Consider the following 14,806-nt stretch of genomic DNA (forward strand, 5'->3'; position numbering starts at 1 on the left):
GGCCGCCGGGCTCGTGGCGGCCCGGGCCGACGGGGCGGCCGAATCCTCCGGGTCCACCGGGCCCCTCAGGCCGAATGCGCTGGGATCGGGAACGGTCATGTGGATGAGCGTGCCACAGCGGCGGCCTGATCCTTACCGGTGCCGCTCTCGATGCTCTTCTTCGCCAGGCTGCTGCCGGAGACGGTGGAGCGCTCGATGATCGCGGCGGCCTCGATCGACGGGCGCGGATGCGGCTTGGCCTTCTGCAGGACGGCGGCGGTCTGCTTGGCGGAGGCGATGGACTTCTCCGGCGGCTTGATCTTCTTGAACTTCCGCAGACCGATGAACGCGATCAGCGCGGCCAGCAGGATGAAGGCGCCGGCCACGATCAGGAAGGACCACGCCAGGCCCAGGCCCAGGTTGTGGATCCCGTACGCGGCCGCGAAGCTCAGCATCGGCATCGTGAACAGCAGCAGCACACCCGCGGCGATGAACGCCCCGCTGCCGATCGCCCCGCGCTTGACGTCCTGCCGCACCTCCGCCTTCGCCAGGGCGATCTCGTCGTGCACCAGCGCGGACATCTCGGCCGTCGCCGAAGCGACCAGCTGCCCGATGCTGCGGTCCGTGCTGCCCGCGTAGTTGCCGGGGTCGCTCATCCCTGACTCCCTCTCCGTCTTCGACACATCCGATGTCAGATCATGCCGGACTGTTCGGCTTGTCGCTCGCTGCCCCCGCCCGTTCTTCGGCGAGACGGCGGTGTTCGGCCGCCTTGCGCTCAAGATCGGTCGCCTTGCGCTCAAGAATGACGGCCATCCGCAGGTGATATTCCGGATCATCCTGCTCGTACACGTCCGGTACCCCGGATTCGTCCTCGTCCAGCTCCTCGGCTTCGTACAGCTCCTTGTACTTGCGTACCCGCAGTTTGAGCAGCACACAGGCGAGCAGGGCCGCGGTCAGCGAACCGAGCAGGACGGCGGCCTTGATCTCGTTGATCATCTCCGGGTCGCCCTCGAAGGCGAGTTCGCCGATGAGCAGCGAGACGGTGAAGCCGATGCCGGCGAGCGAGGCGAGCGCCAGGACATCCGCCCAGGCCAGGTCCTTGTTCAGCTCCGCCTTGGTGAAGCGGGCGGCGAGGTAGGTGCCGCCGAAGATGCCGACCGTCTTGCCGACGACGAGACCGAGGACGACGCCGAGCGTTTCGGGCCGGGTGAAGACGCCCGCCAGAGCCTCGCCGTTCAGCGCGACCCCGGCCGAGAACAGGGCGAACAGCGGGACGGCGATCCCGGCCGACAGCGGGCGGACCAGGTGTTCGATGTGCTCGCCGGGCGAGTGCTTCTCGCCCTCACGACGGGTGCAGCGCAGCATCAGGCCCATGGCGACACCGGCGATGGTGGCGTGGATGCCGCTGTTGTACATCAGGCCCCAGATGACCAGGGCGAGCGGGACGTAGACGTACCAGCCCCGGACGTCGAAGCGGATGAGGAGGTAGAAGACGGCGAGGCCGAGGACGGCCCCGCCGAGTGCCAGGAAGTTCAGGTCCGAGGTGAAGAACACCGCGATGATCAGGATCGCGAAGAGGTCGTCGACGACGGCGAGGGTGAGCAGGAAGGCGCGCAGTGCGGACGGCAGTGAGGTGCCGATCACCGCGAGGACGGCGAGCGCGAAGGCGATGTCGGTGGCTGTGGGGACCGCCCAGCCGTCTGTCGAGCCGCCGCCGATGGTCGTGGTGAGGAAGTAGACGAGCGCGGGCACCGCCATGCCGCACAGGGCTGCCACCACGGGGAGGGCCGCGGCCTTCGGGTCACGGAGTTCGCCCGCGACCAGTTCGCGCTTCAGTTCGACACCGGCGACGAAGAAGAAGACGGCGAGCAGTCCGTCCGCCGCCCAGTGCGCCACCGAGAGGTCCAGGCCCAGGGCGCCGGGGCCGAAGTGGAAGTCGCTGACCGCCTCGTACGAGCCGCCGAAGGCGTTGGCCCAGACGAGCGCGGCGACCGCCGCCGCCAGCAGCAGCATGCCGCCGACCGTTTCGGTCCGGAGCGCCTCCGCCACGTAGTTCCGCTCGGGGAGCGAGAGCCTGCCGAGCAGGGAGCGCCGGGGCGGTGCGGGGGTGGGCGGGTTGGGCGGTGCCACGAGAGAGACCTCCAGGTCGGGGCGGCGTATGGGCATGAGTGGTCGACATGCCGACCAGACTTCCCGGCGCCCCTGTGGAGATGTTCTCTGAAGTTGTCGGTGGTTCTCGGTGAAGCGCCGCCCACTCTACCGGGGGCGTGCAGAGCGGGGCCGTACGAGGTGATCGTCAGACTAAATGCCCGATGGGCACCCGGCGCGTCGCCGGATGCCCATCGGAGCCGTACTCGTGCGGTCCCGCTCGCCGTGCGGTCCCGGTTTCGCGTGGTCCCCTGGTGTCAGTCCTCGGACGAGGAGGACGGGAGCTGGGTGGTGATCAGGTCCATCACCGAGGAGTCGGTCAGCGTCGTGACGTCGCCCAGCTCGCGGTTCTCGGCGACATCGCGCAGCAGCCGGCGCATGATCTTACCGGACCGGGTCTTCGGCAGCTCGGCGACCGGCAGCACCCGCTTGGGCTTGGCGATCGGGCCGAGCGTCGCGCCGACGTGGTTGCGCAGCTCCGCGACCAGCTCGTCGGACGCGGTCGCCGTGCCCCGCAGGATCACGAACGCCACGATGGCCTGGCCGGTCGTCTCGTCGGCGGCGCCGACTACGGCGGCCTCGGCGACCGAGGGGTGGGAGACGAGGGCGGACTCGACCTCGGTGGTGGAGATGTTGTGCCCGGAGACGAGCATGACGTCGTCGACCCGGCCGAGCAGCCAGACGTCGCCGTCCTCGTCCTTCTTCGCGCCGTCGCCAGCGAAGTATTTGCCCTCGAAGCGCGACCAGTAGGTGTCGATGAAGCGCTGGTCGTCACCCCAGATGGTGCGGAGCATGGAGGGCCACGGCTCGGTGAGGACCAGGTAGCCGCCCCCGCCGTTCGGCACCTCGTTGGCGTCGTCGTCGACCACGGTGGCGGAGATGCCCGGCAGTGCGCGCTGCGCGCTTCCCGGCTTCGTCTCCGTCACACCGGGCAGTGGCGAGATCATCATCGCGCCGGTCTCGGTCTGCCACCAGGTGTCCACGATGGGGCACTTGTCGGCGCCGATGTTCTTCCGGTACCACATCCACGCCTCGGGGTTGATCGGCTCGCCGACCGAACCGAGGACGCGGAGCGAGGACAGGTCGAACTTCGCGGGGATGTCGTCGCCCCACTTCATGAACGTACGGATCGCCGTCGGGGCCGTGTAAAGGATCGTGACGCCGTACTTCTGCACGATCTCCCAGAAGCGGCCCTGGTGCGGGGTGTCGGGCGTGCCCTCGTACATGACCTGCGTCGCGCCGTTGGCCAGCGGCCCGTAGACGATGTACGAGTGGCCGGTCACCCAGCCGATGTCGGCGGTGCACCAGTAGACATCGGACTCCGGCTTGAGGTCGAAGACCGCGCTGTGCGTGTACGAGGCCTGCGTGAGGTAGCCGCCGGAGGTGTGCAGGATGCCCTTCGGCTTCCCGGTGGTGCCCGAGGTGTAGAGGATGAAGAGCGGCTGCTCCGCCTCGAAGGCCTCGGGGGTGTGCTCGGCGGACTGCCGGGCGGTGATCTCGTGCCACCAGACGTCGCGGCCCTCGGTCCAGGCGGTGTCCTGACCGGTGCGGCGGACGACGAGGACGTGCTCGACGTTCTCGAAGCGGGAGACCGCGTCGTCGACGGCGGGCTTGAGCGCGGAGGGCTTTCCGCGGCGGTAGCCGCCGTCGGCCGTGATGACGACCTTGGCGTCCGCGTCCTTGATACGGGCGGCGATGGCGTCGGCCGAGAAGCCGCCGAAGACCACGGAGTGCGCGGCGCCGATACGGGCACAGGCCAGCATCGCGACGGCGGCCTCGGGGATCATCGGCAGGTAGACGGCGACCCGGTCGCCCTTGCCGACGCCCAGCTCGATCAGCGCGTTGGCGGCCCGGGAGACCTCGTCCTTCAGCTCCGCGTAGGTGATGGCCCGGCTGTCGCCCGGCTCGCCCTCGAAGTGAATGGCGACCCGGTCGCCGTTGCCGGCCTCGACGTGGCGGTCCACGCAGTTGTACGCGACGTTCAGCTTGCCGTCCGCGAACCACTTCGCGAAGGGCGGGTTGATCCAGTCGAGGGTCTCGGTCGGCTCGGTTGCCCACGTCAGGCGGCGGGCCTGCTCGGCCCAGAAGCCCAGCCGGTCCGCCTCGGCCTGCTCGTACGCCTCTGCGGTGACGTTGGCGTTGGCGGCCAGCTCGGCAGGCGGAGCGAACTTCCGCTCTTCCCGAAGCAGGTTGGCCAGGCTCTCGTTGCTCACGACTTCTCCCAGTCCCAGGGTGTCCGTTGTGTCCCGGGGCATAGCTCATCAGGCGCGAGGCCGGGTGACAAGTGTCTGCCGGGAATTGGTTTAGACCTGTGTCTTCGTGTATGGAGCCATGATCCCGCTCCGCGGTCGAGGGCCGCCGAACGACGCGTGACGCGCGGCGTTTCCGGCCCCCTGCGTGGTGCGCCGGGGTGCGATACGGAACGGGGTCATCTGGTTGCACGGGCTCGGGGCTCGTCCGGTTCAGACCGGAGTCGTTCGGGCTAGTCGATAACTCTTATTGGTGAATAAGAAGCTTTTCATTCGGTATGTCGCTCTTCCTCGTACGGGACCGCGTGCGAATTTGGCCGCGCCGTGTCGGCACTTCAACGCAAATAACCTGCAAGGAAGAGGGTGGGCGGATGATGGCCGCCACGAAGAGGATCGCCTTGGGCGTCATGACCACGGCCCTGGTCGCCGTTCTCGCGGGCTGTTCCGGAGCCGGATCCGGAGGGTCTGCGTCCGGGGGTGCGGAGACCGACGCGGAGAAGGGCGCCCACGGCGCCAAGGAGAACCCCCCGGCCGCGCCGAAGAACGCGGTCAAGCTCATCGGGGACGGGTCCACCGCCTTCACCGGCGTCCAGCCGAACATGCCGGCCGTCGAACGCCTGGCGCCCGGCGAGAAGCCGCCCCAGTTCGTGGTGTTCTCCTGGGACGGCGCCGGGGAGGACAGCCAGAAGCTCTTCTCGCACTTCCGTGGCGTGGCCAAGAAGTACAACGCCAAGATGACGTACTTCCTGAGCGGGGTGTACCTGCTGCCGGAGGAGAAGAAGGACCTCTACAACCCGCCCCAGCACGCTCCGGGCCGTTCCGACATCGGCTTCAACGACACCGAGGGCATCCGCGACACCCTCACCGAGGTCCGTGCCGCCTGGAAGGACGGCAACGAGATCGGCACCCACTTCAACGGCCACTTCTGCGGCGCGGACGGCGGCGTCGGGACCTGGTCCGTCGATGAGTGGAAGAGCGAGATCAGTCAGGCGAAAGGTTTCGTCAAGGGCTGGAAGACCAACACGCCGGAGCTGAAGGGCGAGGCCCCGCTGCCCTTCGACTACGACAAGGAACTGATCGGCGCCCGCACCCCCTGCCTCGAAGGCCAGAAGAACATGGTCGCCGCCGCCCGGACGATGGGCTTCCGCTACGACTCCAGCGGCGTCGGCAACCAGGTCTGGCCCCAGAAGAAGGGCGGGGTCTGGGACATCCCGCTCCAGCTCGTCCCGATGCCGGGCCGCGCCTTCGAGACCCTCTCGATGGACTACAACTTCATGGTCAACCAGTCCGGCACGGCCACCCAGGGAGACCCCTCCCAGCACGAGTTCTGGGGGAACCAGATGCGGGACGGCCTGCTCCAGGCCTTCGACCGCTCGTACAGCGGCAACCGGGCGCCCCTGATCATCGGCAACCACTTCGAGTCCTGGAACGGTGGCACCTACATGCGCGCCATCGAGGAGACCATCGCGAAGGTGTGCACCAAGGAAGGTGTGCGCTGCGTGTCCTTCCGGCAGCTCGTCGACTGGCTGGACGCGCAGGACCCGCAGACGCTGGCCAAGCTCACCACGCTCGGCGTCGGCGAGGCGCCCAAGACGGGCTGGTCCTCCTACCTCGGCAACCAGCCGGACGCCGCCCGGCCGGACGCTGCCCAGCCCGCGGACAAGCCCGCGGCCGCCGACGCGGACAAGGCCGCCGACTCGGGTGCGAACAAGGGAGACGCCGGTTCGGCTCCGGCCGGGGCGACCGGCTGAGCCCCGACGGAACGTCGACCGACCGAAACGCGGACTGACCGCGCCGTATCGCGCAGTACCGCGCCGCGCCGCGCCGCGCCGCGCCGTACCGCGCCGTGCCGCATCGTTCGCCGACCACCGGAGAGGTGGCCGGCGAACGGCGGTTGGCGAACGGAGGCTCGGGTGATGTCGTCAGGCGGGGGCCGCCACGCCCGCTCCGACGTGTCGCTCGTCGAGCACGAAGGCCGGGTCGACCTGGGCCGCCAGGTCGGCGCCGGTCTTCTCGTTGCCCCAGCTCTCGGCGTTCTTCAGGTGGAAGTGCACCATCTGACGCGTGTAGCGCTCCCAGTCGCGCAGCGCGTACGAGTCCTCGGCGGTGTCCTGGAGCGTCTGCAGGGCCATCCGGTTGTCGGCCTCCAGCAGTTCGAACCTGGACGGTCGCCCCTTCTCCATGGACCGCACCCAGTCGGAGTGGCCGATCCCGATCAGCAGGTCGTCGCCGACCTCCGCACGCAGGAACTCCAGGTCGTCCGGGCCCTGCACCTTGTTCCCGACGACCTTCAGGGCGACGCCGAAGTCGCGTGCGTACTCCTTGTACTGGCGGTAGACCGACACCCCCTTGCGGGTCGGCTCCGCGACCAGGAACGTCATGTCGAAGCGGGTGAACATGCCCGACGCGAACGAGTCCGAGCCCGCCGTCATGTCGACCACGACGTACTCGTCGGGGCCGTCGACCAGGTGGTTGAGGCAGAGCTCCACCGCCCCGACCTTGGAGTGGTAGCAGGCGACCCCGAGATCGGACTCCGTGAAGGGGCCCGTCGCCATCAGCCGGATGTCCCCGTCGTCGAGCCGAACCGTACGCGCGCAGGCATCGAAGATCGGGTTGTCCTCGCGGACCCGCAGCAGTCGGGAGCCCTCGCCGGGCGGAGTCGTCTTGATCATCGTCTCGGCGGAGGCGATACGGGGGTTGGCGCCCCGCAGGTAGTCCTTGATGAGGGGGAGGTGGGCGCCCATGGCGGGCAGCGCCGCGGCCTCCGCGTCGTCCAGACCCAGAGCGGCCCCCAGGTGCTGGTTGATATCGGCGTCCACGGCGATGACGTGGGCTTCGTTGGCGGCGAGATGGCGGATGAAGAGCGAGGACAGCGTGGTCTTACCGCTGCCGCCCTTCCCGACGAAAGCGATCTTCATGTTCACCTAGGGTAGTGCTTTCCTTGCGCTGCGTTGTCATCGTTCGTGAAGATGGCCACTTGAGGGTGGCTCGGGTGGGGTGGGCGCGTAGCCTCGCTACTTATGAGTACGACTGCCTCAGACCCGCTTGCCGCGCTCGGATCCCTGCCCGGCGTGCCCGATGCCGTGGACTCCGTGCGCAAGGCCGTCGACCGGGTCTACGGTCACCGCGTCATGCGGCGCCGCAGCAACGAGGTCACGGCCGAAGCCGCACTGAGGGGCTCTCGTGGCTCGGCCGCGCTGGCCGGCGCCGACTGGAACCTCGAAGAGGTGCGTCGGCGTACCGACTTCAGCGGGGAGGACGAGGCGCGCGTGGTCGGTGCGGCGTTGCGGCTCACCGCGGAAGCGGGGCAACTCCTTTCCATCTGGCGGCAGTCGCCGCTGCGGGTGCTGGCCCGATTGCATCTGGTGGCGGCCGGCGGGGCGACTCCCGACGACGCGGTGGGGCGTCCTCGGCTGGCCGGTGAAACCGTCGACGAGCCGCTGATCGAGGCATCGCTTCCCGGGGCCGAGGAGGTCGCGGGACGACTCGAAGGACTCTCGCGGCTGATCATCGCGGGCGGCAGCGCCCCCGCCCTGGTCACGGCCGCTGTGGTGCACGGCGAGCTGCTGGCACTGCGCCCGTTCGGCTCGCACAACGGTCTGGTGGCGCGGACGGCCGAGCGCATCGTGCTGATCGGCAGCGGGCTGGACCCGAAGTCGATCTGCCCGGCCGAGGTGGGACACGCGGAACAGGGCCGGGCGGCCTATGTCGCGGCGTTCGAGGGCTACACGACCGGAACCCCGGAGGGCATGGCCGCCTGGATCACCCATTGCGGGCGCTCGATCGAGCTGGGTGTGCGCGAGTCGACCGCGGTGTGCGAGGCGCTCCAGCGCGGCGCGGCCTGAGGGGCCGAGGCGCTCCAGCGTGGCGCGACCTGAGAGTGCGAGGTGCTCCAGCGTGGCGCGACCTGTAGGGGCCGAGGTGCTCCAGCGTGGCGCGACCTGAGAGTGCGAGGCGCGAGGCGTCGGAGCGCCGGAGGGAGGCGGCCGCGCGCGGCTTCCGGGCGGTCGAGGGGTGATGTGGGCCCGGGTGGGGCGAAGGGCGATGGCCCGATGCGAGGGTTGCGGCGGTACCGATGTGCGGTACCGCCGCTGGCACGTCCGCCCAGTTACCAAGCGTCCTCGTTAATTGCCCATCAGGTCGGGTACTTTGCCCGTCACCTGGTGCGGCTGGCCCGTATTCGACGGGTCGACGTCGCGTGGGTGCTCGACTTTCGTGCGCGGTCCGTGGGGCCGTCCTGCGTAACAGGTCATCCTCGCGGATGTCCTTGGTCTCGCGGGCCGTTATGTCCTTTGTACTCCAGGACCAGAGGAACGGAAACCCCTGGCCCCGCTTCTTTACTTTTAGGTTCAATCAAGGGTGAATCGGACGAGGCTCGCCCCGGCGGGGCGCCTCACGCCGCCCCGCCCAGCGGTGCCCCGCTCCACCTCACCCGGGCAGGGCGGCGCCGGCGGTGCGTCGACGGCTGGCGTACCAGACCAGCCCCGCGGTGACGGCCGCCGCGCCGACCGCGGCCGCCGCTACGAGGGCGGGGCGGGGCGGCATCGAGAAAGCGGGCAGTCGCTGCTTGAGTCGGACCGGGCGGTTGAAGACGAGAATCGGCCACTCACGAAGGGTCGCTTCGCGGCGCAGCGCACGGTCGGGGTTGACCGCGTGCGGGTGGCCGACCGACTCCAGCATCGGTACGTCGGTCGCCGAGTCGCTGTAGGCGTAGCAGCGCGGGAGGTCGTACCCCTCGGAGACCGCGAGCGCCCTCACGGCCTCGGCCTTGGTGGGGCCATAGGCGTAGTACTCGATCTCTCCCGTGAAGCAGCCGTCGTCGCCGACGACCATGCGTGTGGCGACCACACGGTCGGCGCCGAGCAGTTCGCCGATGGGTTCGACGACTTCGGCGCCCGAGGTCGAGACGATGACCACATCGCGGCCCGCCGTGTGGTGTTCCTCGATGAGGGTGGCGGCCTCGTCGTAGATGATCGGGTCGATCAGGTCGTGGAGGGTCTCGGCGACGATCTCCTTGACCTGCTGGACGTTCCAGCCCTTGCAGAGGGCGGAGAGGTAGGCACGCATCTTCTCCATCTGCTCGTGATCGGCACCCCCTGCCATGAACACGAACTGGGTGTACGCGGTGCGCAGTACGGCGCGGCGGTTGATCAGCCCGCCTTGGTAGAAGGACTTGCTGAAGGTCAGCGTCGAAGACTTCGCAATGACCGTCTTGTCCAGGTCAAAGAAGGCTGCTGTGCGCGGCGAGAAGCAGTTTTCCACAACGCTGAGCATAGGGGCCCACCATTCGGCGTAAACTCCGGCGCGTGGGTTTGCCTGAGAAGGTCCTCGGGTACACCATGGAAGTCACGGATCGTTCGCGACCGTGCTAACCCGGTCCGACTCCTCCCCCCCCGAGTCGGCCGTGGGGACGACCCCCGCTCTCCCCCCCGGCGGGGGTCGTCGCATGTCCGGACGCATTTCAGGGGCGGAAACCACCTGAGCCTCCCATCTGGCCGACATCGGCCTGGTCGTGTGAGCCGGGCGTCGTGCGCCTCGTCTCGTCACAGTGTGTAGCCAAGGGGCTGCACTCCGGAAGTCGCTGGTTTGGGTTACGGAGTTATTCACAACCCCGGGGTTGTCCACAGTTTTCCATCAAGATCCACATGTTTTTCCGCGGTGCTGCACGTTGATTCCACCCGCGAAGTCCGCGGGTGCCGGAATCGCGCATCTCGGAAACGCTCCGAGAACGCCGCGAACCGCACTGAAGGGGCAGTGAGAAGGGGGCGGAGATCGTGGCTGGATCCCTCGCAGGAGAAGAGGCGGCGGTCGCCGACGGGCGGCGCGGAGGCCCGCTGATCGTGACGGAGGACATGGAGCTGCTCGACGACCTGCTGCGGCTGTGCGCGGCGGCCGGAGCCGAGCCGGAGGTTCATCACGGGCCGCCCGGACGTCGTGGCGGCTGGGAGCGGGCTCCGATGGTGCTGGTGGGCGACGACGCCGCCGCGCGGTGCCGGGGCGTCGGCCGCAGGAAGGGGGTGATGCTGGTCGGCCGGGACCAGGACGACCCGGACGTATGGCGGCGGGCGGTGGAGATCGGGGCCGAATATGTGCTGCGACTGCCCGATTCCGAGGGGTGGCTCGTCGATCAGATCGCCAACGCCGCCGAAGGCGTGGGACGGCCCGCGCTCACCGTCGGCGTGATGGGCGGCCGGGGCGGCTCCGGCGCGTCGACGCTGGCCTGCGCCCTCGCCGTGAGTGCGGCGAGGTCCGGTCGGCGGACGATGCTGATCGACGCCGATCCGCTGGGAGGCGGCATCGACGTCCTCCTCGGCGGTGAGCGTGCCGAAGGTATGCGGTGGCCGGATTTCGCGCAATCGAAGGGTCGTCTCGGGGGCGGGGCCCTGGAGGACTCGCTGCCCGCGCTTCACGGGCTGCGGGTGCTGAGCTGGGGTCGCGACGACGAGGTGGTGATCCCGCCGCAGGCCATGCGGGCGGTGCTCGCCGCCGCGCGCCGGCTCGGTGGAGTGGTGGTGGTGGACCTCCCGCGCCGGGTCGACGAGGGAGTCGCCGAGGCCCTGGCGCAACTCGATCTCGGCCTGCTCGTGGTGCCGGGCGAACTGCGCGCGGTGGCAGCGGCCAAACGCGTCGCGTCCACGGCCGGGATGGTGCTGGACGACCTGCGGGTGGTGCCCCGGGGTCCGTATGCGTCAGGACTGGACGGGCACTGGGTCGCCCGGGCCATCGGTCTTCCACTCGTCGGCGAACTCCCGTTGGAGTCAGGCCTGCTGGACTCACAGGACGACGGCACGCCGCCCGGCGGCAGTGCCCGGGGCCCGCTGGCCCGGTTCTGTTCGGCCTTTTGGGAACAGGTGGCGGCGGCCGGCGACACCAGCCCCCTGACCGGACCGCCCGGGGGAGGGACGGCATGACGGACGAACTGCTCGACGCCGTACGCCAGCGGCTGGCACGCAGCGGCGTCGCTCCCACCCCGGCCGGAGTGGCTGCCGCTCTGCGGGCCCAGGGGCGGCTGTTGGGAGATGCCGAGGTCCTCGGAGCAGCAGCGGAGCTGCGCGGCGAACTCGTCGGCACGGGTGTGCTGGAGCCGTTGCTCGCCGATCCGGAAGTGACCGACGTACTGGTGTCCGCACCGGACCGGGTGTGGGTGGACCGGGGCGGTGGGCTCCAACTGACGGGCGTCACCTTCCCGGACGCGGCAGCGGTCCGGAGACTGGCCCAGCGGCTCGCCGCGGTGGCCGGCAGGAGGCTCGACGACGCACGGCCCTGGGTCGACGCGCGACTGCCCGACGGCACACGGATGCACGCCGTGCTGCCCCCGGTGGCCGTCGGTTCGACCTGCCTCTCCCTGCGCGTGGTGCGGCCTCGGGCCTTCTCGCTCGCGGAGTTGGTGGACGCGGGCACGGTTCCGCCGGGAGGCGACCGGATCCTGCGGGCCCTCGTGGAAGCGCGGATCTCCTACGTGATCAGCGGCGGTACGGGGGCCGGCAAGACGACACTCCTCGCCAGTCTGCTGGGCGCGGTCGGCGCGAACGAGCGGATCGTGCTCGCCGAGGACTCGGCCGAACTGCGACCGGATCACCCTCATGTGGTCCGCCTGGAGTCCCGTCCGGCCAATCAGGAGGGTGCGGGCCGCGTGACGTTGCGCGATCTGGTGCGGCAGGCACTGCGCATGCGGCCCGACCGGCTGGTGGTCGGCGAGGTGCGGGGCGCCGAAGTCACCCAGTTGTTGGCGGCCTTGAACACCGGTCACGAAGGAGGATGCGGCACCGTCCACGCGAATGCCGCCGAGCATGTCCCCGCCCGACTGGAGGCGCTGGGCACCGCTGCGGGCCTCGACCGGGTCGCCCTGCACAGCCAGTTGGCGGCGGCGCTCTCGGTGGTCGTACATCTCGTACGGGACCGCGCGGGGCAACGACGGGTCGCCGAGGTGCACGTCCTGGAGCGGGACGCGGCGGGCCTCGTCCTCACGGTTCCGGCCCTGAGTTGGGGCGTCGGTGGCTTTGTTCCGGAGCGGGGCTGGGAGCGGCTGCGGTCGCTGATCGGCGGTGCGCTGTGACGGGGGCGACGGCGGCGTATGCGGCCCACGCGGTGGCTCTCTGCGCGGGTTCGGCGGTGTGGCTCGCGATGGTGCGTGACCCGGGAGCCCGTCGGGCACGGGTGCTGTTCGTGGACGCCCCGCCCGAGCCGCGCCGGTCGTGGGGTCGGTGGCCACGTCTGCGGGGAGCCTGGGGACGGGTGACGGAGGCGGCCCGGGAGTGTCGGGAGTGGTGGTGCGTTCCGGTGGCGGTGCTGCTGGCGGTGCTGGGAGGTTCGGTGCTGCCGCTGGGCGCGGGAGCCGTGGCGGTCCCGTTGGTACGCCGGTGGCTGCGGAGACGGGCCGGGGCGCGGGAGGCGGAGAGGGCCGCGACCGCGGTGGCGGCGTTGTGCGGAGCCGTGGTCGGGGAGCTGCGGGCCGGCCGCGAGCCGGGGCAGGCGCTGCTGGTCGCCCTGCGCGAAGGCCTGGCGGAGGACGGCCTGTTGGCGACGGCCTCTTCCGGCAGCCGGCTGGGGGAGGCGGAGGCCGCGGTGCTGGCGGCGGCGCGGTTCGGCGGCGACGTGCCGAGCGCCCTGCGGCAGGCGGCGGAGGGCCCGGGGCTGGGCGGCCTGTCCGGGATGGCCGCGTGCTGGCGCGTGGCCGTGGACGGCGGGGCCGGCCTGGCGGCCGGGCTGGAGCGCCTGGAGGCCGCGCTGCGGGATGACCGGCGCAGACGGGAGGAGTTGCGCGCCCAGCTGGCAGGGGCGTGGTCGACGGTCGTGGTCCTGGCGTTGCTCCCGTTCGCGGGTCTGGGGCTGGGAGCGGCTCTCGGCGCTGAGCCCTTGCGGGTACTGCTGCACACCCCGGGTGGCCTGGCCTGTCTGGCGGTGGGCGCGTCCCTGGAGGCGGTCGGGCTGTACTGGGCCTGCCGGATCGTGCGCGGAGGGGAGGTGGCGTGAACGCGGTGCGCGGAGAAGTTCTCCACAGCCTGGGGATGTCTGCGGCGGTGCTGGGACTGGTGGTGCAGCTGGCAGCCGTGATCGCCGCCGGATATCGGAAGCGGGCGGTTCGTGGGCGGGGCGCGCTGTTGTTGGGGACGGTCGCGGCTCCACGGCCCGGCAGTCGGGGCCGGCTGGCCGCACGGTTCCGGCCGAGCGGTGGTTCGGGCTTCGCCGAGGCCGCTCGGCAGTGGGCGACTCCGGCCGGGGCCTGGCTGACCGGATGGATTCTGGTCGGCGGTGTGGCGGGCTGCGCGCTCGGTGCGGCCGCGGCGTACGGGACGTGGCGGTGGCAGCGAGTCCGGCCCCGGAGCCGTCCCGGTGGTGGCCATCCGGAGCGTGCCGTGATCGCCGGGCAGCTGCCGCTGGCCGCGGATCTGCTGGCCGCCTGTATCGCGGTGGGGGCCGGCCCCCGGGAGGCGGCCGAGGAGGTGGGCCGGTCCATCGGGGGCCCGGTCGGAGATCGGCTCGCCCGAACCGCCGCCGAGATCCGCCTCGGCGGCGAACCGGCCGAGGCGTGGGGCCGGTTCGGGGAGATACCGGGCGCCGGCCCGCTGGCCCGCTGTCTGCGCCGGGCAGGTGCGACGGGGGCCCCGGCGGCAGAGCCGGCTGCCCGGCTGGCCGAGTCGATGCGCGCCGAGCGAGCCGCTGCGGCGGTGGCGAGGGCGCAACGAGCCGGGGTGCTGATCACCGCGCCGGTCGGCCTCTGCTTCCTCCCCGCCTTCCTGGCGGTCGGGGTGGCGCCGGTGATCATCGGCCTGGCCGGCGACCTGCTGGCGACCGGTGGCCCGGGCCGGTGAGGCTGCGCGCGATCCACGGCCGAGGGCGACCTGTCGGCCATTCACTTTCGCTGTCACTCAAGGGTGTTCCGTTCGGACGCCCGAACACCATCGATGCTCATCGGGAGATGAAATGGAAACGAAGTTCTGGGACCGGGCCGTCGCCGCTCTGCGGGGGAGCCGGCTGTTCACGGGGGCGCCGGCCCGGTCGGCGTGGTCCGCACGGTGGGCGGGACGGCTCGGCCGGTCCGATCAGGGGATGACCACCTCCGAGTACGCGGTGGGAACGATCGCGGCGTGTGCCTTCGCGGCGGTGCTCTACAAGGTGGTGAACAGCGGGCCGGTGATGTCGGCGCTGCAGTCACTGGTCGAGGACGCGCTCGATGCGAAGTTCTGAGATTCGGTCGGGGCCTTTCCCGGGGGCCCGGCCCACGGCATCGTGCCGGTACCTCTTCTGGGGGCGGCACCGGGGCCGGGCCCCCAGCGCCGAGGGTTGCGGCGACCGGGGCGCTGTGACGGCGGAGGCGGCGGTGGTGATCCCGGTGTTGGTGGCGTTCGCGATGGCGCTGCGGTGGGGCCGGGGGCGAGGCCGGGTCGGGGTCCGGAGTGCGGGCAAGGAGGTGGGCGGAGGCGTGGATG

At 70.7% G+C, this 14,806-nt stretch carries 12 protein-coding genes and 1 pseudogene; 8 read left to right on the forward strand and 5 right to left on the reverse strand.

Features of this window, described 5'->3' with window-relative positions:
• Positions 1-95: 95 nt before the first annotated feature.
• The 3 genes from ACFWM7_RS25170 to acs all read right to left on the reverse strand — a co-directional run bounded on the left by ACFWM7_RS25170 (position 96) and on the right by acs (position 4,382).
• Complete coding sequence (locus ACFWM7_RS25170) at positions 96-635, reverse strand: phage holin family protein (RefSeq protein ID WP_383264254.1); 540 nt, start codon at positions 633-635, stop codon at positions 96-98.
• A 40-nt stretch (positions 636-675) separates the two neighbouring features.
• Positions 676-2,109, reverse strand: a complete 1,434-nt coding sequence (gene nhaA / locus ACFWM7_RS25175; RefSeq protein WP_383264284.1) for a Na+/H+ antiporter NhaA — start codon at positions 2,107-2,109, stop codon at positions 676-678.
• Positions 2,110-2,384: 275 nt separating this feature from the next.
• Positions 2,385-4,382 carry an acetate--CoA ligase gene (acs, locus tag ACFWM7_RS25180; protein WP_383264257.1) on the reverse strand — a complete coding sequence of 666 codons (1,998 nt, stop codon included), beginning with the start codon at positions 4,380-4,382 and terminating at the stop codon, positions 2,385-2,387.
• A 365-nt stretch (positions 4,383-4,747) separates the two neighbouring features.
• Here acs and ACFWM7_RS25185 point away from each other — a divergent pair, with 365 nt between their 5' ends.
• Positions 4,748-6,127 carry a hypothetical protein gene (locus ACFWM7_RS25185; protein WP_383264260.1) on the forward strand — a complete coding sequence of 460 codons (1,380 nt, stop codon included), beginning with the start codon at positions 4,748-4,750 and terminating at the stop codon, positions 6,125-6,127.
• A gap of 171 nt (positions 6,128-6,298) precedes the next feature.
• Here ACFWM7_RS25185 and ACFWM7_RS25190 read toward each other — a convergent pair whose 3' ends face one another.
• Positions 6,299-7,294: an ATP-binding protein gene (locus ACFWM7_RS25190; RefSeq protein ID WP_383264263.1), complete on the reverse strand. Its 996-nt coding sequence runs from the start codon at positions 7,292-7,294 to the stop codon at positions 6,299-6,301.
• Positions 7,295-7,396: 102 nt separating this feature from the next.
• Here ACFWM7_RS25190 and ACFWM7_RS25195 point away from each other — a divergent pair, with 102 nt between their 5' ends.
• Complete coding sequence (locus ACFWM7_RS25195) at positions 7,397-8,221, forward strand: oxidoreductase (protein ID WP_383264266.1); 825 nt, start codon at positions 7,397-7,399, stop codon at positions 8,219-8,221.
• A 583-nt stretch (positions 8,222-8,804) separates the two neighbouring features.
• On the opposite strand, the gene ACFWM7_RS25200 is transcribed toward ACFWM7_RS25195, so the two are convergent.
• The gene (locus ACFWM7_RS25200; RefSeq protein WP_383264269.1) at positions 8,805-9,650 is read right to left on the reverse strand and encodes an HAD family hydrolase; all 846 of its coding nucleotides are present in this window, start codon (positions 9,648-9,650) and stop codon (positions 8,805-8,807) included.
• Between the two features lie 566 nt (positions 9,651-10,216).
• Between ACFWM7_RS25200 and ssd the strand changes: the two genes are divergently transcribed.
• From ssd to ACFWM7_RS25230, 6 genes and pseudogenes are all read left to right on the forward strand, one after another.
• Positions 10,217-11,287, forward strand: a complete 1,071-nt coding sequence (gene ssd / locus ACFWM7_RS25205; protein ID WP_383264287.1) for a septum site-determining protein Ssd — start codon at positions 10,217-10,219, stop codon at positions 11,285-11,287.
• Positions 11,284-12,432, forward strand: a complete 1,149-nt coding sequence (locus ACFWM7_RS25210) for a TadA family conjugal transfer-associated ATPase (protein WP_383264272.1) — start codon at positions 11,284-11,286, stop codon at positions 12,430-12,432. The genes ssd and ACFWM7_RS25210 overlap by 4 nt, the downstream gene beginning before the upstream one ends.
• The gene (locus ACFWM7_RS25215; RefSeq protein WP_383264275.1) at positions 12,429-13,349 is read left to right on the forward strand and encodes a type II secretion system F family protein; all 921 of its coding nucleotides are present in this window, start codon (positions 12,429-12,431) and stop codon (positions 13,347-13,349) included. The genes ACFWM7_RS25210 and ACFWM7_RS25215 overlap by 4 nt, the downstream gene beginning before the upstream one ends.
• A gap of 35 nt (positions 13,350-13,384) precedes the next feature.
• Positions 13,385-14,188, forward strand: a complete 804-nt coding sequence (locus ACFWM7_RS25220) for a type II secretion system F family protein (RefSeq protein WP_383264278.1) — start codon at positions 13,385-13,387, stop codon at positions 14,186-14,188.
• A 112-nt stretch (positions 14,189-14,300) separates the two neighbouring features.
• On the forward strand, positions 14,301-14,564 hold the full coding sequence (locus tag ACFWM7_RS25225; RefSeq protein ID WP_383264281.1) for a DUF4244 domain-containing protein: 264 nt from the start codon (positions 14,301-14,303) through the stop codon (positions 14,562-14,564).
• A pseudogene (locus ACFWM7_RS25230) lies at positions 14,551-14,742 on the forward strand (pilus assembly protein); the annotation flags it as partial. The gene ACFWM7_RS25225 and the pseudogene ACFWM7_RS25230, both read left to right, overlap by 14 nt.
• Between the last annotated feature and the right edge of the window lie 64 nt (positions 14,743-14,806).

This window comes from Streptomyces sp. NPDC058375, from assembly GCF_042723425.1.
Taxonomy (GTDB): Bacteria; Actinomycetota; Actinomycetes; order Streptomycetales; family Streptomycetaceae; genus Streptomyces; species Streptomyces durocortorensis.